At 67.1% G+C, this 17,905-nt stretch carries 12 protein-coding genes; 6 read left to right on the top strand and 6 right to left on the bottom strand.

What is annotated here, in order from left to right:
- Positions 1 to 3 precede the first annotated feature (3 nt).
- Both DB30_RS22710 and DB30_RS22705 read right to left on the bottom strand, forming a co-directional pair.
- Positions 4 to 468, bottom strand: a complete 465-nt coding sequence (locus tag DB30_RS22710) for a hypothetical protein (protein ID WP_052552452.1) — start codon at positions 466 to 468, stop codon at positions 4 to 6.
- Positions 469 to 487: 19 nt separating this feature from the next.
- The gene (locus DB30_RS22705; RefSeq protein ID WP_052552450.1) at positions 488 to 1,192 is read right to left on the bottom strand and encodes a 2OG-Fe(II) oxygenase; all 705 of its coding nucleotides are present in this window, start codon (positions 1,190 to 1,192) and stop codon (positions 488 to 490) included.
- Between the two features lie 530 nt (positions 1,193 to 1,722).
- On the opposite strand from DB30_RS22705, the gene DB30_RS22700 reads away from it, so the two are divergent.
- The gene (locus DB30_RS22700; RefSeq protein WP_146660140.1) at positions 1,723 to 2,049 is read left to right on the top strand and encodes a hypothetical protein; all 327 of its coding nucleotides are present in this window, start codon (positions 1,723 to 1,725) and stop codon (positions 2,047 to 2,049) included.
- On the opposite strand, the gene DB30_RS22695 is transcribed toward DB30_RS22700, so the two are convergent.
- Positions 2,034 to 2,537 (bottom strand): hypothetical protein, encoded by a 504-nt coding sequence (locus tag DB30_RS22695; RefSeq protein WP_052552447.1) that lies wholly within the window; start codon positions 2,535 to 2,537, stop codon positions 2,034 to 2,036. The genes DB30_RS22700 and DB30_RS22695 overlap by 16 nt on opposite strands.
- A gap of 164 nt (positions 2,538 to 2,701) precedes the next feature.
- Here DB30_RS22695 and clpB point away from each other — a divergent pair, with 164 nt between their 5' ends.
- On the top strand, positions 2,702 to 5,404 hold the full coding sequence (gene clpB / locus DB30_RS22690) for an ATP-dependent chaperone ClpB (RefSeq protein ID WP_052552445.1): 2,703 nt from the start codon (positions 2,702 to 2,704) through the stop codon (positions 5,402 to 5,404).
- Between the two features lie 356 nt (positions 5,405 to 5,760).
- On the opposite strand, the gene DB30_RS22685 is transcribed toward clpB, so the two are convergent.
- Both DB30_RS22685 and DB30_RS22680 read right to left on the bottom strand, forming a co-directional pair.
- Positions 5,761 to 7,755 carry a hypothetical protein gene (locus DB30_RS22685; RefSeq protein ID WP_146660139.1) on the bottom strand — a complete coding sequence of 665 codons (1,995 nt, stop codon included), beginning with the start codon at positions 7,753 to 7,755 and terminating at the stop codon, positions 5,761 to 5,763.
- A gap of 602 nt (positions 7,756 to 8,357) precedes the next feature.
- Positions 8,358 to 9,167 carry a PASTA domain-containing protein gene (locus tag DB30_RS22680; protein ID WP_146660137.1) on the bottom strand — a complete coding sequence of 270 codons (810 nt, stop codon included), beginning with the start codon at positions 9,165 to 9,167 and terminating at the stop codon, positions 8,358 to 8,360.
- Positions 9,168 to 9,335: 168 nt separating this feature from the next.
- On the opposite strand from DB30_RS22680, the gene DB30_RS22675 reads away from it, so the two are divergent.
- The 4 genes from DB30_RS22675 (at position 9,336) to DB30_RS41600 (ending at position 13,736) form a co-directional block, all read left to right on the top strand.
- Complete coding sequence (locus DB30_RS22675) at positions 9,336 to 9,989, top strand: YqaA family protein (RefSeq protein ID WP_146660135.1); 654 nt, start codon at positions 9,336 to 9,338, stop codon at positions 9,987 to 9,989.
- 397 nt (positions 9,990 to 10,386) lie between these two features.
- The gene (locus DB30_RS22670; RefSeq protein ID WP_052552440.1) at positions 10,387 to 11,739 is read left to right on the top strand and encodes a radical SAM/SPASM domain-containing protein; all 1,353 of its coding nucleotides are present in this window, start codon (positions 10,387 to 10,389) and stop codon (positions 11,737 to 11,739) included.
- A 173-nt stretch (positions 11,740 to 11,912) separates the two neighbouring features.
- A complete protein-coding gene (locus DB30_RS22665) occupies positions 11,913 to 13,166 on the top strand; it encodes a serpin family protein (protein WP_165703902.1) in 1,254 nt (417 codons plus the stop codon).
- Positions 13,167 to 13,268: 102 nt separating this feature from the next.
- Positions 13,269 to 13,736, top strand: a complete 468-nt coding sequence (locus DB30_RS41600; RefSeq protein ID WP_052552436.1) for a hypothetical protein — start codon at positions 13,269 to 13,271, stop codon at positions 13,734 to 13,736.
- Between the two features lie 5 nt (positions 13,737 to 13,741).
- Here the strand turns inward: DB30_RS41600 and DB30_RS22655 are convergent, their stop codons facing one another.
- Positions 13,742 to 17,122, bottom strand: a complete 3,381-nt coding sequence (locus DB30_RS22655; protein ID WP_052552435.1) for a TonB-dependent receptor — start codon at positions 17,120 to 17,122, stop codon at positions 13,742 to 13,744.
- Positions 17,123 to 17,905: the final 783 nt, after the last annotated feature.

Raw genomic sequence — 17,905 nt, 5'->3', positions numbered from 1 at the left:
CTGCTAGCGGTTGAGCGCAATGAAGTCTTTGGCGTAGGCAGTGTTGCGCAGCTCGAACTCCACGAGATCGTCATCTGGCGCAATGTCGAAGATCGGCCGCAGCGCGAGCCGGATCAGACCGATCGGCAGCAGCCCGGTCGCCAGCACGGCCGCCCACGACCACCAGCCAGCTGCAAACATCTCGAATCGGACCAGGTAGAGCAACCCCGCGAAGCCTGCGAGCGCGAAGCCGACGACCGACAGCAGGTCGCTCCGCCGCGCCAGCCGAAGCCGCCGCTCGTGCTCCTTGCAGACCGGCAGCTGCGACTGCCAGCGGCCGAACACATCGTCGGACACCGGCCGGTAGATCCCAAACAGTTGGTCGAGCGCGAGGGTGTGCCCAGGCGAGACCTTGCCGCACACGGGGCAGCGATCGGGGAAGCGCACCGGGTGGAGCTTGGACAGCGGAACGGGGGCGGGGCGAGCCATGAGCTGGACCCATCGTGCCTCATTCGGGGGTGAGGAAGAACCCCGACACGCTGGCCCGCACGTTGTGCCCCGCAGCGGGGCTGACCGCCGCGATCATGTGGGGAGCGCCAGCCAGCAGCACCAAGCGGTTGGGCTTTGGCATCACGAAGCTGCCGCAGCCCATGTCGAGCAGCCGCGCGGAGTAGTCCTCGGTCTCGAACCGATAGCCCATGATCGGGAGCGGCTCCGCCTCGTCATCGCTGGCATCCGTGTCGGCCTCGAGCTCGCCGATCAGCAGCTCGCCACCCCAGTGCGCGTTCCAGTGCGGGTGCGCGTAGTAGATGAACGCCCCGGCATAGAGTTGGTGATCATCGACGTGCCACGACAGCCCCGTGCCGTGGGGGTACACGTAGGCCCGGGCGCTGAGTCGGTCCCAGGTGTCGGCGATCAGCCCCTCGTGCAGCTCGGGGCGGGCCAGCAGCGCGTGGACGACCCGATCGAGCGGGGTCTGGCCTGGATAGCGCTGGGGCCGGGCCGGATCGTGGCGAGCGTCGGGATCGCGGCCGTCGGTGCACAGCTCATGGCCACCCAGCGGCACGCCATCGTCGAGCTTCCACGCGCCCCGACTGCGCGTGACCGGCAGCAGCTCCATGAACTGAAAGTGGCTCCAGACCTCGGTCCACGCGTCCTCCTCGAGGAAGTCATCGATCACGCGGAAGCTGGGGTGGTCGATCGTGCCCGACATCGGCCGGCACGATTCCAGCTGGCCGAACCCACCGCAAGCGACCTTTGGCCCAACGGCGGCCCGACGGCGCGTCCAGCGGCTGGCTCTCGCTACCGAACCAGGCTCGCCAAGACCTGGCGGGGACAGTGAGCAAATGTTGCGTCCTTCGGTCCGACTCGCAATGGCGGCCAACTCATCTGCAGTCCATGCATCAATGTGCCGACGTCTACCTGCAGTCCATTTTCCGCTTGGGAACGTCCTGGCAGCCTACAGGCGACATTTGTGAGCGGGTCTGCCCCGGGCGGAGGAGCTGTCCTTTTGACCAATCACAGCAAAGCTTTCACTACACAAGCCCTCATTTGACCCGTAGACCTTGCGCTGAGTGTACACAACCGGCCCATTCTGGGTCAGTGAGTATTCTCAGCTGCCAATTTCCGATCATTCAGCCTGATACGACAACGAACTCATAGGAGCCAACACTGATGAGGTCGATGCCCGAGTTGATGCTAATCCAAGAGACTGTCGAGCGCGCTAGCGCTCACCTGCAATCGGTGTTGACGCTCGTCCAGCTGAGCTTCGACGAGGGGGCGGCCGTCGCCAGCTTGACGGCCAAATACCAGCGCAGGGTCATCGATCCGGTGGCCAGCGCGAACTTCGACGAAGCCAGGCAGCTGCTGCTGCGGCCCGCGCCCAACCTGCCGTTGGCGCTGATGGCCCTGTGGTGCGCAGCCAACCGCGAGCCCGACTGCTATGGCCAGACCCATGCCGGGGTGCTTGGGCTGCTGCTGCACGCGGATCAAGACACCGCCGAAGCCGAGCTCGCAGCCGCGACGGAGTTTGAACCGGCCGCCGAGCTCACGCTTCAAAAGCGCAGCTGAACGGACGCGCCCCCGCCGGTGAGCCGGACCGGCCCGAGCCCAGCCGAGCCCACCCACCCGCGCGAAGTCGTGACCCATGGGCTCAGCTGCAGCCGCTTGGCCAGCGGCTCGCCTCGCTCCCAGCGTTGATACTGGCCCCGCCGCGACGCACCGATCGCGAGGTAGACGATCCCGGTGCCGGTGAGCAGCACCCCCTCGCCAAGGCCGGCCCACCCGTAGGCGCGCAGCGATCCGCAACCTTGCTCTGGGTCCGGACACATCCCAGGGCGATCGGCCATCACCGCGGTCAGCACGCCAGCGCCCGCGCGCAGCAACCCGAGCGAGAACAACACCGAGCCGATCGTCAGTTCGTCTTCGCCGTCGCGCGGCGGACCCTCGCGCTCGCGCTGCTCACTCAGCGTTCGGTACCCGCCCGGCGCCGTCTCGGTTGGCGGCGCCGCAGCGATCGTCGTTCCCGAGAACAGCACGGTCGCGAGGAGCGAGAACATTGCGCCCGAGGATGGCCGCGTTCGCCCGGCGAGGCAAGCTCGCGCGCCAGGTCACGCCGGGGTTGCACTGCCAGATCAGATGCACACCTTCGGGTCGCAAGCGGGCACGCGACAGCGCAAGAGCCCCCCCCCGCGCCCGGATGGGCGCAGAAAGACACATCAAGATGGCGGCATTCAATCCCGAGAAGGCGACGGTCAAGACCCGTCACGCAATCGCCCACGCGCAGGCAATGGCCCGCGACCTCCACCACGCACAGGTCGACAGCCTGCACCTGTTGCTCGCCGCGATCTCGCAAGACGGCGGGCTCGTGCGGCCCTTGCTCGAGCGCGCGGGTGTCCACGGTTCCGCGATCGAGCGGGCCGTATCCGATGCCTTCGCGAAGCGCTCGAAGGTCAGCGGCGGTGATCTCAGCGTCTCGCGCGAGCTGCATGCGGCGCTCGACATCGCCGCCGACGAGGCCGAGGCACTCAAGGACAAGTTCATCAGCAGCGAGCACCTCGTCCTCGCGATGCTGTCGGACCGGGCCGACAAGGCTCAGATCAAGGCCACCCGGGTCCTGCGTGAGCTCGGCGCCTCGCGCGAGCTGGTGCTCTCGGCCCTGCAAGAGATGCGCGGGAGCCAGAGCGTCACAACCGAAGATCCCGAGGGCACTTATGAAGCCCTCGCAAAATATACGCGTGATCTCTCGGGTCTGGCCCGCGCGCAAAAGCTGGATCCCGTGATCGGTCGCGACGCAGAGATCAGGCGCGCGATCCAGGTGTTGTCACGCCGGACCAAGAACAACCCGGTGTTGATCGGCGATCCTGGGGTCGGCAAGACCGCGATCGCGGAGGGTATCGCGCTGCGGATCGCGGCCGGCGACGTGCCCGAGTCGCTCGTCGATCGCCGCCTGGTCCAGCTCGACCTCGCGTCGCTGGTCGCGGGCGCCAAGTATCGCGGTGAATTCGAGGAGCGGCTCAAGGCCGTGCTGACCGAGATCGAGCAAGCTGGCGGCCAGATCCTGCTGTTCATCGACGAGCTGCACACGCTGGTTGGAGCCGGCGGCAGCGAGGGCACCCAAGACGCCGCCAACATGCTCAAGCCGGCCCTCGCCCGCGGCGAGCTGCGCTGCATTGGCGCGACGACCCTCGACGAGTACCGCAAGTACATCGAGAAGGACAAAGCGCTCGAGCGCCGGTTTCAGCCCGTGATGATCGACGAGCCCTCGGTCGAGGATACGGTCTCGATCCTCAGGGGTCTGCGCGATCGCTTCGAGGCTCACCACGGCATCCAGATCGAGGACGCCGCGCTGATCGCCGCCGCCAACCTCAGCCACCGCTACATCCAAAACCGGTTCTTGCCCGACAAGGCGATCGATCTCATCGACGAGGCGTCGGCCCGGCTCAAGATGGAGGTCGAGAGCGTGCCGCTGCCGATCGACGAGCTCGAGCGCCGGATCACCCGGCTCGAGATGGAGCGTCAAGCGCTCGAGCGCGAGGGCAAAGGGGGCGGCCTGCGAGAAAAATTGGGCGCGATGCTTGGCAGCCAGAGCGACGAAGATCAACAAAAGCAAGAGCGCCGGGCCGAGCGACTGCGGGTCGTAGAGGCCGAGCTAGCGAGCTTGCGCGAAGAGGCCGCGGCGCTGCGCGGGCGCTGGCAGACCGAGCGCGACCGCTTCGCCGAGATCAAGCAACTGAGCGAGCAGATCGAGCGGGTCAAGGCCGACGCCGCGCGAGCGCAGCAATCTGGCGATCTCGAGCGGGCCTCGCAGCTGACCTACGGGACCCTGCGCGAGCTCGAGGCCCAGCGCGTCGCCGCCCGCGAGCAGCTGCACCAAGCCCAAGCGAACGGCTCGTTCCTGCGCGAGGTCGTGACCGACGAGGACGTCGCCGAGATCGTCAGCAAGTGGACCGGGATCCCGGTCGCCAAGATGCTGCAGGGCGAGCAAGCCAAGCTCTTGGCCATGGAAGACAACCTGCAGCAGCGCGTGATCGGCCAGCGGCAGGCGATCACCGCGATCGCGTCTGCGGTTCGCCAAGCGCGAGCGGGGCTCGGCGATCCCGACCGTCCAATTGGATCGTTCTTGTTCTTGGGCCCCACGGGCGTCGGCAAGACCGAGCTGGCCAAGGCCTGCGCCGAGTTCTTGTTCGACGACGAGCGCAACGTGGTGCGGATCGACATGAGCGAGTACATGGAGAAGTTCTCCGTCTCGCGCTTGATCGGCGCCCCGCCCGGCTACGTCGGCTACGACGAGGGCGGGCAGCTGACCGAGGCCGTGCGCCGCAAGCCCTACAGCGTGGTCCTGCTCGACGAGATCGAGAAGGCCCACCCCGAGGTCTTCAACCTGTTGCTGCAGGTGCTCGACGATGGCCGCCTGACCGACAGCCAAGGCCGCACGGTCGACTTTCGCAATACGCTGATCTTGATGACCTCGAACATTGGCTCGGAGCTGCTCGCGGAGGATCTGCCCGAGGCCGAGCTCGAGCGGGCCCGGGCCAAATTGTTGCGCCAACGGTTCCGCCCCGAGTTCCTCAACCGGCTCGACGACATCATCCAGTTTCATCCGCTCGGCCGCGAACACATGCTGGGGATCTTGGAGATTCAGCTGCGCCGGGTCGCCAAGCGGCTGCGCGAGCGCGAGCTCGAGCTCGAGCTCAGCGACGACGCCAAGCAATGGTTGGCGGACCGCGGCTATGAGCCCGAGTTTGGCGCGCGGCCGCTCAAGCGCTTGTTGCAGCGGCGGATCCTCGAGCCCTTGTCACGCGGGATCCTGGCCGGCGGGTACGGCCGCGGAGACACGGTCGTGGTCACGCTGGATCCGAGCGGCGACGGGTTGGCGCTAGAGGCCAAGCCAGCGTCCGCGCGGGCTCAGGCTGCGCAAGGCTGAGTCGAGCACCACGCCAGCGGCGGCAGGCGGCGAATCGCCAAGCCGCCGCTGGCGGTCACAATCGACCTCCCCCTAGCCCCGAATCAAGCGCTGCGCGCTCGACTCGGGCCTACTATGTCTTCAAGGGGGCTTTCGAAAGCCCCTCGCTTCGGCGGCGGAGCCCCCTTCGCTCACCCCAAACGCTCGCCTGTCGGCTCGTACTAGCCCCAAATCACTCACCTTTTCCAATTCAGCGCTTGATTTGGGGCTAGCGATTCCTGCGGACCTACACATCGACGCCAGCGCGACAACGCCCAAGTGGGATGGTCGGCCGATGATGTTCATCGCCGACAAGAGCCGGGCGGTGGATCCCATGCTCACTCGATCGTGACACAAGCGAACCGGCCGTTCTCGTTCTGCGGCATGGTCACGCTGGCCTCGGATCGGTAGTAGACCCCGTAGGTCCCGGCGACCAAGTTGGTCGCGTAGACCGAGAACGAGTCGCCGAGCAACACCGAGTCACCCGCGAGGTTGCGCAGGTACACTTGCCCACCGTCGGCGGGGCTGTCTGGCGCTTGGCCGTTGGAGAGCAGCACTTGTCCGCTGAGGCTGACGACCGGGACATCGAGATCCAGGGTCATGCCCACACCGATCGCCACGCTCTCGAGCATCGCGTTTTGATTGCCCGGCACGTCGCCGCCGCTCTCTTGCACGTAGAACACTTCGTAGTCGCCGGGCACGACGATCGCCGCGTAGCTGCCGTCGTGGGTGCTTCCAAGCAGCACGGCGTCATCGGTTGCGGTGTTACGCAGGTAGATGCGCCCGTCTTCATAGGACGACGCAGGCGGCTGGCCGCCCGCGAACGTGAACGCGCCCGAGATCGTCACCGCCTGCACGTCGAGGTCCAAGCTGCCGGACTCGCTGACCTGTGCGCCCGTGAACACCCGGGCGTTCTTGTTGTTGGGAACGGTGCCGCCCGCGGTCTCTTGCGAGTAGTAGACGTCGTAGCTGCCGGGGATCAGGTTGACCTGGTAGCTGCCGTCGTGGGAGTTACCCAGCAATACGGCGTCGCCCGTCTCGCTGTCGCGCAGGTGCAAGATGCCGTCATCGAACTCGCTGGCTGGCGGCGGCGCCCCGTTGATCGTCAACATGCCCCCGAGCGTGACCATGGGGATGTCGATCGCCGCCGCCGCGGCGTCCTCGGACACGGTGATCGTGTCGAACTGGGCGCGTTGGTTTTGCGGCACATTCGGGCCGGTCTCGTGCGCGTAGACCACCGCGTATTCGGCCGGGATCACCCGCAGGGCGTAGCTGCCGTCGTGGGTGTTGCCCAGCGCCACGGTCCCGGCCACGTCCGACACGAGCTCGATGTTGGCGTCGTCGTACTCGCTGGCAGGCGCGGGCGCGCCGTTGATCGTGAACGCGCCCTCGCGGCTCACGCTCGAGATCAGAATCGGGAAGTCGGCGTCGTTGGACACGACCACGGTTGCCAGCACCGCTCCATCGTTGCGCGGCGTGACAGGCCCTGGGGTCTCGACCCGATAGATGATGTCGTACTCGCCCGGGACCAGACGGATCGCGTATGCGCCGTCGTGGGTGTTGCCTGCTTTGACCTCGGCGCCGGTCGCCGGATCTCGAAACAGGAGGTTGGCGTCGTCGTACTCGCTGACCGGTGGGGCGACGCCATCGAGCAGGATGTCTCCGGTGCGCGACGCCACCCGAATGTCGATGTCGGCGCTGCCGGCCTCGAACAGCGCCAGCCGCTCGAGCCGAACCCGGAGGTTGTGCGGCATCAGAGCGCCTGGGGTCTCGACCTCATAGATGACGTCGTAGATGCCTGGCGTGACGCGCACGGCGAACTGCCCGTCATGGGTGTTGCCAAGCCAGACGCGGTCGGCCGTCGCGGAATTCTCCAACCACAAGTTGGCATCGTCGTACTCGGACTTGGGCGGCGGCGCCCCGTTGAGCAAGAACCGCCCATCGAATTTCAACACCTCGAGCTCGAGGTCGTGGCTGCCCGCCGCGTCGGTGACCGAGCATGGATCGCAATAGTGGGGACCCCAGTCGGTGCCCTCGGGACACTCGCAATACTGCTCGTTGCCAAGCTCGATGCAGTAACCTTCACCGCAGTCGAGCCCACACGCGCCGTCGCCGTCGCCGTCGCCGTCCCCGTCGCCGTCGCCAGCATCCGCGCCGTCGTCCCCGTCGCCGTCACCGGTGGGGGGATCGCCGTCGCCGTCCCCCGTGTCGGGCCCGCTGTCCGTCCCCTCCGAGCTGAAGGACTCAGGGGCATCGCCGCCGCTGAGGTCGGAGGAGCAGGCAGGCAAGATCGCCAAGCCCAACACGAGATGAGTCGAAGATAGACGGCGCATGGCGATCGAGGGGCCCGATCCGAGAGTACCCACAGCGCATGATCCGATCACGCCGGTGTCGCCGCACCGGCCTCGCGCAGTGCCCGGATCCGCACGGCGACCGCCAAACAACGTTCAGCCGGCTCCCGACCCCCACACACAGGCGGCCGAACGAGGGCGGTCTGCCCCGCCCATCGCCAACGATCTCCCGCTCAACGATCACCAAAGACCCACGCCGGAGCCACCCGAGGAGCGATGCGACCAGCCGCGAAGCGGCCACAGTCGGCGAAGCACCCGTGCACGTCCGCCGAAGCCACCTGAGCCCCCTTTCAGGGCTCCCAGGGGGCCACATGCGGATGCAAACAAACACCCCGGGGAGCGTCGGCCAAGCACCCGCGCACGTCTGCCAAAGCCACCCGAGCCCCCTCCCAGGGGCCCACATGCGGATGCAAACAAACACCGAGGAGCGTCGACCAAGCACCCGTGCACGTCCGCCGAAGCCACCTGCATCATACAAGGGGGCCACACATGCGGATGCGAACAAACACCCCCGAGGAGCGAAGCGACCAGACGCGTCAGCGGCTGCAGTCGGCGAAGGGCCAAACTCTCTGTGGGGGTAAAATTCAATTCGGCGCGACGATGACGAGGTCGACGGCCGTACCCGGTGCGACCTTCGAACCGGCGTCTGGACTCTGCGAGAGCACGCGCCCGCCACCGAGCTCGGGGTCTTCGCGCTCGCGCACCGAGCCAACGCTGAGCCCCGCCGACTCCAGCTTCTTGCGGGCGCTCCCGATCGCTTGGTTGCGCAGCTTGGGCACCTCGATCAGCCCCTCGCTGGCGGGGCTCCCCTCAGCGCCGCCGTCTCCCGCCACGACCAGGTGGACCAGCGAGCCCTTCTCGCTCTTGCTGCCGGCGTTGGGCTCTTGTCGAAGCACCACGCCAGCCGCTTCGCTCGAGGCCTCGGTCTCTGGCGCGGGGACCTCGAAGCCGGCCTTGACCAGCGCCTCGGTCGCCGTCGTCGCCGACTTGCCGATCACGCTGGGCACGGTGACCAGCTCTGGCGCGGCCGCGACCACGACCCGGATCTCCTTGGTCTGCAGCGGGGCCCCACCAGCGGGGCTCTGCGACAAGATCGTGCCCGCTTCGACGGTCGCGTCGATTCGCTGGCTGTCCTCGATGATCACGATGCCGCCCTCGCGCCAGCGATCCCGGGCCTCGCGCAGGTCGAGACCTTGCAGGTTGGGCGCGGTCAGCTGCGCGGGTGCGGCCGGCTGCTGCGGCTGCGGGTCCACGGCGGCCGGCTGCGTGGGGCCTTCGGCCTGTGGCCGCGGCCCTTCTACAGCCTGCATCTTCATCATGAACGGCCCCAGCGAGAACAGCACCGCCACCGAGGTGACGAGCGCGATCAAGAACATCTTGAGGTAGTCCTGCACTGGATGAGCCTTGTCCAAGGGTCGCGTCCGTGGTCAGTCGTTAGAGTATCGCGGGCAGGTCGCGATTGCGAAAAATGACGGTGGTGCGCGCCGCCCGGTTTGGGTCGCGTGCGCCCGCGTGGTTGGCACTCTGGTCGGTGTCACCGAAAACCGCTAGATTCCGCCGCTGTGAGCGACTCCGAGCAGGCTGACACCACTTCGCCTGAGCCCAAGCCCGAGCCAGCCGCCAAACCCAACGTGGTGCGCAGGCTCTACGACTGGGTGCTCAGCTGGGCCGACTCGCCCTACGGCGTGGCCGCGTTGTTTCTGCTGGCGGTCGCGGAGTCGAGCTTCTTCCCGATCCCGCCGGACGTGCTGCTGATCGCGCTGGCGCTGTCGGCACCCACTCGGGCGTTCCGCTTCGCGGCGTGGTGTACGGCCGGCTCGGTGATCGGTGGGATCCTGGGCTACTACATCGGCTGGGGCCTGTGGGCGACCGTCGAGCCCATGCTGATCCCCCGGGTGTTCTCGGCGGCGAAGTTCGAGCAGGTCACGGGGCTCTACAATCAGTACGGGGTCCCTGTCGTGTTCGCAGCTGGGTTCACGCCGATCCCCTACAAGGTGTTCACGGTGGCCGCTGGCGTCGCGAAGATCAACCTGCCAGCCTTCATTGCGACCAGCATCGTGGGCCGTGGCGCGCGCTTCTTCCTGGTCGCCGCCGTGATCCGCCGGTTTGGTGATCAGGCCCGCGACCTGATCGATCGCTACTTCAACCTGGTGACGATCGCGTTCACGATCTTGCTGGTCGGCTCCTTCATCCTCCTCAAAGTCGTCCTGCATTAGTTATGACCCCCCCGGCCGCCTTCGCACTGCGCGGTCACTCGCTTCGCTCGCTCCCAATGGGGTGGCTGTCCGCGGGGGCATCATTGGCCCCCTAGCAGGGGGCTCTTGTCTGGGCTCCCACGGCCACCGGACGGCGCTCCATTCTCGCGATGTGCTCGCCGGCCGCCTTCGCACTGCGCGGTCACTCGCTTCGCTCGCTCCCAATGGGTTGGCGGTCCGCGGGGGCATCATTGGCCCCCTAGCGGGGCTCTTGTCTGGGCTCCCACGGCCACCGGACGGCGCTCCATTCTCGCCGGCCGCCTTCGCACTGCGCTCGCGGGTCTGCTGTATCTCTCGGTCGGCTTCGGGCTGCGCTTGGTCGCGCCAGAACGCATCCATTCTGGCGTATGCTCTTCGCATGCGCCTCAAGGATGCTCGCAAGCGCCTGCCTGTCGTGACCTCGCCGCTGCCCAAGGGCCGCGGGCGCAAGTTCATGACCAACGAGGACGCGCCGCGGCCGGCGTTGGCGGTGTGGGAGTTCACGCTCGCGTGCGACCACCGCTGCCTCCACTGCGGGCCGCGGGCCGGCGAGCCGCGGGCGGATGAGCTGAGCACCGACGAGGCCCTGCGGCTCGTCGATGATCTGGCCGAGGCTGGCGTCGGTGAGGTCGTCCTGATCGGCGGCGAGGCGTACCTGCGCAACGACTTCTTGCTCGTCATCCGGCGGATCCGCGAGCGCGGCATGACCTGCACCATGACGACCGGGGGTCTCGGCGTGACCAAGACCCGCGCAGAGGCCATGGTCGAGGCCGGGATCCAGAGCGTGTCGGTCTCGATCGACGGGCTCGAGCCCGCGCACGATCGCCTGCGCAACCGCGAGGGCAGCTGGAAGCGCGCGTTCGAAGCCCTGGCCAACCTCCGAGCGGCGGGCGCGAAGGTCTCGGTCAACTCGCAGATCAATCAAGTCAACTTTGGCGACCACGAGCCGCTGCTCGAGCTGATCGCCAAGGCCGGCGCGCACTCGTGGCAGCTACAGATCACGGTCGCCCACGGCAACGCGGCCGACAACGCCGACATCATCTTGCAGCCCTACCGCTTCCTCGAGCTGTTCGAGCAGCTCGACCGGATCGCGGATCGGGCCCACGAGCTGAAGGTGCGGATCTGGCCGGCCAACAACCTTGGCTACTTCGGGCCGTTCGAGGCCAAGCTGCGCCGCTACCAAAAGCTGCACTACCGGGGCTGCTCGGCCGGCAAGTCAACGATCGGGATCGAGAGCAACGGCATGCTCAAGAACTGCCCGAGTCTGGGTGGGCCGGCCAACGTCGCGGGCTCGTGGCGCGAGCACGGCTTTGATCCGATCTGGCAGGGCGCGCCCGAGATGACCTATATCCGGCGCCGCACAATCGATGATCTGTGGGGCTATTGCCGTGAGTGCTATTACGCGACCACGTGCATGTCGGGCTGCACCGCCGCCAACGAGCCGCTGCTTGGGCGACCGGGCAACAACCCGTTTTGTCATCACCGCGCGATCGAGATGGATCGCATGGACATGCGCGAGCGGATCGAGCCAGTCGCCGCGGCCCAGGGCGTACCGTTTGACAACGGCCTGTTTCGGATCATCCGCGAGCACAAGGATCCCGCCCGCCGCGAGGCCGAAGGGCCAATCGAGATCACCGAGCCCCGGGTGTCCAGGCTGGTCGAGGAGATGGGCTCAGGCAGGCCGATCCGGGCCGATGAGCTGCCCGACGGGCGGGTTCCGTTCGAGAAGTAGCGCCAGCGACCTGAGCCTGTGCGGGGTGACAGCGCGCGCTTGGTAGGCAATCCTGGGGCATGCCCCGCCTCCGCGCGCTCGTGTCTTTCTCAGCCCTCGCGGCCCGTGTCCTGCCCGCGAGCCTGCTCGTGATCGGACTGAGCGGGTGCTCGACGGCGAACGAGCCTCCACCCGTGAGCACCACCAGCGTCGACCCGGCCACCAAGGCCGCGGCCCCGAAGCCCGAGCCCGCGCCCGTTTCTGTCGCCGATCCCTCGGCCGAGGCGGTCGTGATCCCCGATCCCCTCGGGGCCGCGATCAATGGGTTTGGCCTGGATCTGTGGGGCCAGCTGCGCGAGCGCCCGGGCAACCTGACGATCTCCCCGGCCAGCGTGCACGTGGCGTTGACCATGACCTGGCTCGGCGCCAAAGGGGCGACCCGCGACCAGCTCGGGAGCGCGCTGCACCTCGACGAGCTCCCCGCGACCGCCGACGTAGCGGCCTCGACCGGCGCGTTGTTGGACAGCTGGACGGGCGTGCCAGCCTTGACCCTGCTCGCGGCCAATCGCCTGTTTGGTGAGCAGACCTTCAGCTTCGAGGCGGCGTACATGAGCGCGCTCGCGTCCAAGCTGCGCGCGCCCCTCGAGCTCGTTGACTTTGTCGGGGCGGTCGAGCCAACCCGGGCCCACATCAACGCCTGGGTCAAAGACCAGACCCAAGCGCGGATCGTCGATCTGATCCCACCCGGGGGCGTCGACGCCCAGACCCGCCTGGTCCTGACCAACGCCATCTACTTCCTCGCCGACTGGCGCCAGCCCTTCGAAGCCAAGCAGACGACAAGCGCGAGCTTTCATGCCGTTGGCGCGAACACCAAGGTGAAGATGATGCACGCGACGCACTACTACACCTACGAAGAGAGCGAGGAGGTTCAAGTCGTCACGTTGCGGTATTCGGCGCCGGGGTTTGCGATGACGCTGGTGCTGCCGCGCGAGGGCAAGCAGCTGGCCGAGGTCGAAGCAGGCTTGGAGCTCGCCACGGTTCAGCGGTGGCTCAGCGGTGAAACCGGCGCAGAGCGGCAAGTCCAGCTGTCCCTGCCGCGCTTCGAGCTGTCCCCGGCCGACTCGCTCGAGCTCGCGAAGCCACTGCGAGCGCTGGGCGCCGTCGCGGCCTTCGATCGCGCGAGCGCAGACTTCACTGATATCGCCGCCCCTACAGATCCGCAGGAGCGCATCTTCATCTCGCAGGTGTTCCACAAGACCTTCGTCAAGGTCGACGAGATGGGCACCGAGGCCGCGGCCGCGACCGCGGTTGCCACGGGCTACGGTCGGGGCACGGCGCCGCCCCCTATGGTCATGACCTTCGATCGCCCGTTCTTGTTCTTCATCCACGATCAAACCAGCGGCGCGGCGCTGTTCATGGGCCGCGTCGCCGATCCTGGGCGCTCGTAGTCCAAGCCGGCCCCCCAAGCCCTCGCGATGAGCCCTGCGCGGGCAGTTGCGACCCGCGCCAAAAAATCCGGTAGACGCGCCGCAACTTCGGTATGCTGGGGAATGCTCGTTTGCCACGGCTGCCACCGCCACGTTCAAGTCCACGAGTCCGCGTGCCCATTTTGCGGCGCGTCGATCCAGACCGTCGCCGCGCCAAGTCCAACCCGACTCGGCACCATGGTCTTGGTCGTCGGTCTGAGCATGCTGGGCTGCGGCGACAGCGGTGGTGACGGCACCACACAGACAACGGGCATGACCAGCACCGGCATGACCACCGGCGCCGAGACCGAGAGCGGCGGGACCGACACCACCGACACCACCGACACCGCCGAGACCACCGCCGAAGAGAGCGGCGCCGACTACGGCGGCCCGGGCGATGGTGACGGCGACGGCGACGGCGATGGCGACGGTGATGGCGATGGTGATGGTGATGGTGACGGCGACGGTGACACGACCGGCGACGGCGACGGTGACGAAGGCGGGGCCGACTACGGTGGCGCGCCACCGCCGACCCCCTCGATCCAGCACTGAGCTGCTCAAAACCGCAGCGCGAGCTCGAACTGGGCCGACACCGGCTGCTGAAACCGGGTCTCGACCCCGAAGTTGCCCTGCGGCTGGACAATCTCGCGGTTGAAGAACCCCGAGCCGCCGCCGGGCCGATGGACCTTGGCGTGCTTGAGATCGCCAATGTCGCCCCCCGCGATCGGCCGGGCGCCGTCGAAGCTGTAGACCTCGTCGACGCGCAGGGCGGCCTTGGCGTTGGTGACGTTCACGATCCGGCCAATGAACTCGAGCTCGAGATCCTCCTTCAGCGGGTAGGTGTACGAGGCGGTCAAGTTCACCCGGTAGTTGGTCTCGACCCGGCCACCCGCGCCGCGCGGGAGCAGGTAGGTCAAGTACGCGCCGCGATACTGCGCGTTCGCGGAGTCGGTCCGCACGCTGATCGGCACCCCCGAGCGAACCCGAACGTTTGTCGCCAGGGTCAGCCGCCCCGACCTGCGTAGATCGAAGCTATAGATGCCGTCGAGGTTGAGCATGTGCGGCACGGTCCCGGTCAGCGGCCCATAGCTGTTGCGGACCAGCTCGGGCGTATCGTATTGGGTGCTGGCGCCGAGGTTGATCGAGCCATTGACCGGATCGGTGTAGCCATCATAGTTGCCGACGTTGCGCGAGTAGGTGTAGCTCGCGCGCACGCTCCAGCCTTTGGCCAGGCGCCGGGTCAATTGCACGGTGTATGCGTCCAGGGTCCGGATCGGCTTGGGGAACATGCTGCCGAGCTCACGAAACGCACCGGCCGTGAACTCGCAGCGCGAGAGCTCGCGGGCGAGCTGGCCGCGGTCGTCGGCGTCATCCGGGAGCCCCTCGAACTTGGCCTCTAGCTCGGCGCACATGGCATCCTGGGCCGCGATCGCGGACTTGGACACCTCGCGGCCGGGGTTGGCGATGATGAAGTCGGTGCCGCCGTTGGTCGAGACGTCCTCGACGGCGCGACCTAGATCCTGGTGGACCCAGCGCATGTTGACGACCAGATCCTCGACCAGCTCTTGCTCGTAGCCAAGCTGAAACTGCTGGTTGTAGGGCCCCTTCAGACCGGGCGCCACGGCCCCGCCGGTCAGACCGGTCGTGGACCCGCCCCCGTCAACGCACCACTCGGTCGGCTGCCCGCCATTGTCGACCCGGGGGTGGGCATCATCGTTGACCTGTGTCACTCGATTGTAGCAGTCGCTGTTTTGGTAGCCGCGGGTCACCTGGACCAACCCACCAAATGCGCGGCTGTTGAGCTGCAAGGGCAGCGGCTGATAGAACCACCCATAGCTGGCGTAGAGCTTGCTGCGGCCCTCTTGGGTCCAGTCGTACACGGCCCCAACCCGGGGCGCGACGTTGTCCCAGATCAGCACTTGGCTGCGGCCATAGATGTCGCGCATGTCCTGCAGCTCCCAGCGAACGCCGCCGGTCAGCACCAAGCTGGGGGTGACCGCCCACCGATCTTGCAGGTACACCCCGTAGTTCATGGTCGACAGCGTCTCTTCGTAGCCATCGACCCGGGCCCCGCGGCCAAGCGGATCCGCCAACGCCCGCAGCTCACCCGTCTCGTGGCGGGCCGTGCCGTAGCCAAATGTGGTGATGTTGTCGGGGTTGTTGCCGTCCACGATCGCGTAGCGATGGTTATTGACCCGATCCGACTTGGTGAAGCGGTATCCACCCTCGTCGCTATAGCAGTACTCCCCGCCCCCGACCTCGTCGGCCGTGCAGCCATGATCCATGAAGTCGCCCGCGTTGCTGCCCGAGTACTGATACTGACTCTGGCGCTGCAGCCACCCCACCGACGCGCCGTACTTGACCTGGTGGCTGCCGCCGCGGGCCTGCTTGGAGTCCACGAAGTGGGTGAGATCCAAGCTGCCCTCGACCCGCCGGGCGACGTCGCGCTCGTACTGGCCAAGCCCGCCCGACACCCAGGTCCGCACCGGACACGCGTTCCCGGGCAGCGTCGCGTCATTACAGGCCGACTCGACCCCTGGCACCAGGCTGGTCCGCCCCTCGCGGTCGAGGTACTCGATCAAGCTCCGACCGTTCGCGGTCTGTTCTTGGGTGGCCGGTCGGGTCCTCTGCGATGGATCCTCGAGCCGCCACGCCATCTGCGAGGAGCCCTGCCAGTAGCTGACCTGCGCGTCGATCTCCATCCGCCCGTCGAGCGCGCGGCCGTGGTACTCGAGCCCGATCAAGTTACTGATGCCCAGATCCGTGCCAAAGTGATCATCCACGATCCCCGTTGCGATCCGCGCGCTGCCACCCAGCGCCGCGTCGGGGTTGGTCCCAAACGCGACCGGATCCACCGAAAACGGCAGCCGATAGCTCGTCTTCGAGAACGACGGCCCGCCGAGCACCGTGAGCCCCAAGGTGTGCTGCGGCCGGATCCGCCAGTCCAGCCCACCTAGCCAGCCAATCTGCACGCCCCCGGTCGCAAACTTCTGGTCCGCAAATTTTTGCGAGGCGATGTAGTTGCCGTCTGTCACGCAGTCGTTGGTCCCGTTTTCGTACGGGCAATCGGCGTACCCGCCCGAATCGTCGAGATCGACCCGATGGTAGAAGCTCTGGGTCAGCGTGTGCTTGGCCCCCGAAAAGTTGAGCCCGACCGAGTAGAACAACCGATCTTCAACAATGGGACCCGAGATCGCCACATACGCCCCACCCCCATAGTCGGGGTTTTGCGTGACCCGCAGCGCCTCGTCGGTCGCCAGGATCGTGCGCGGATCGGCCAACCGCGGCGAAAACCGGACCCCCGCCGTTCCCCGCAGATCATTGGTCCCCGCCAGCCGCCGCACGTTGATCTGCCCGCCCGAGGCGTTGCCGTGCTCCGCCTCATACCCGGCCTCGAGCACCTCCGCCTCGGCAACGAACTCACGAATGATCGCCGCCCCCGCTGCGCCCATGGTCGCGTCATTCGCGTTGTGCCCATTGACAGAATAGTTCTGCTCCGCGTCCGAGAGCCCCACCATCGCCTTGCGCGGCCCATTGTCATTCGAGGTCGGGACCAGATCCATCACGCCGGAGAACCCATCATTATTGATCCCGTCCCCGCCATTTTGAATCCGCAGCTCGTCCCCCGTGATGCGGGTGACCGTCGTCGGCGTCCTGGTATCAACCGGTGTCCGAACCACGAGTACCGTGTCCTTCGCCCGCCGCCCCCCTCGCAGCCCCAAGTGCGCCCGCAGCTTGCCCCCGCGCTGCAGCTCGACCCGACTACTCGCCTCTTGATCGTCGTAAAACCCCTGCACCGTGTACAACCCCGCCGGCAGCCCCGACACCGAATACACCCCCCGCGCATTGGAGTAGACCTGAATCTCATCTTTCAAGCAGCTGCACGAGAGCACGACCAGCGCCCCCGCGACCGCCTCTTTGTCGTCGCCACTGCTCACAACCCCCGAGATACTCCCACTGGTGCTCGCGCTAGACGGCGGCGCAGCCTGGACCACCCCCACCACCCCCAGCATGCAGATCCCCGTAGCCAGCAGCGATGCAACCACCGCAAGCCTAGACAGCGTATATCGTGACACTTCGGCCTCGCATTCGGGCCCCGAGCATTCGACCCCGGTTCGCGACGGGTTCCTCCCAGCAACGCACCCACACAATTGGACTTACGCGTAACCAGGCTCTCGATGCTCGAGCTCGGATTGGTTGTTCGCGGTGAGTCGGGTGCCGACGGGGCACCGCGCCCGGGCTGCAGACGACCCCAACCCGGCTACGGTCTACTCCAGTCTCGTGACCCCGCTTCCTCCCGTCCCTTCTACTTGGCCCGACTGGCCTTCTCTTCGCTAACCTCCACGTGCGTAGATACGCCGGGTTGGGGCCGTCTGCGGCCTGGTGGGCGCTCGTCGTCCTCGGGCGTGGTCTCCGATCCGAGCGATCGGGCGCCGTCGATATGCGCGTCGCGGCCGCTCGAACTCGCTGAAGATCTGCGACCCCAAAGATGCTCGTCACACGACGAGCCTTGTTGGCCCGCCCCCCCGCATCCACGCGTAGAACTCAACGCAAGCACGGGCCTCTCCGCGAAGCGTCGGTCATCCGCATGACTCATCGACGCAACCACCGACATCCGTCCGATTGCCCAGATCGGAGACCACGCCCGAAAAGCGACGAGCGCCCACCAGGCCGGAGACGGCCCCAACCCGGCGTATCTACGCACGTGGAGATTAGCGAAG

The organism is Enhygromyxa salina (assembly GCF_000737335.2).
GTDB classification, from domain to species: domain Bacteria; phylum Myxococcota_A; class Polyangia; order Nannocystales; family Nannocystaceae; genus Plesiocystis; species Plesiocystis salina_C.
This window is presented reverse-complemented; position numbering and strand designations above follow the sequence as displayed.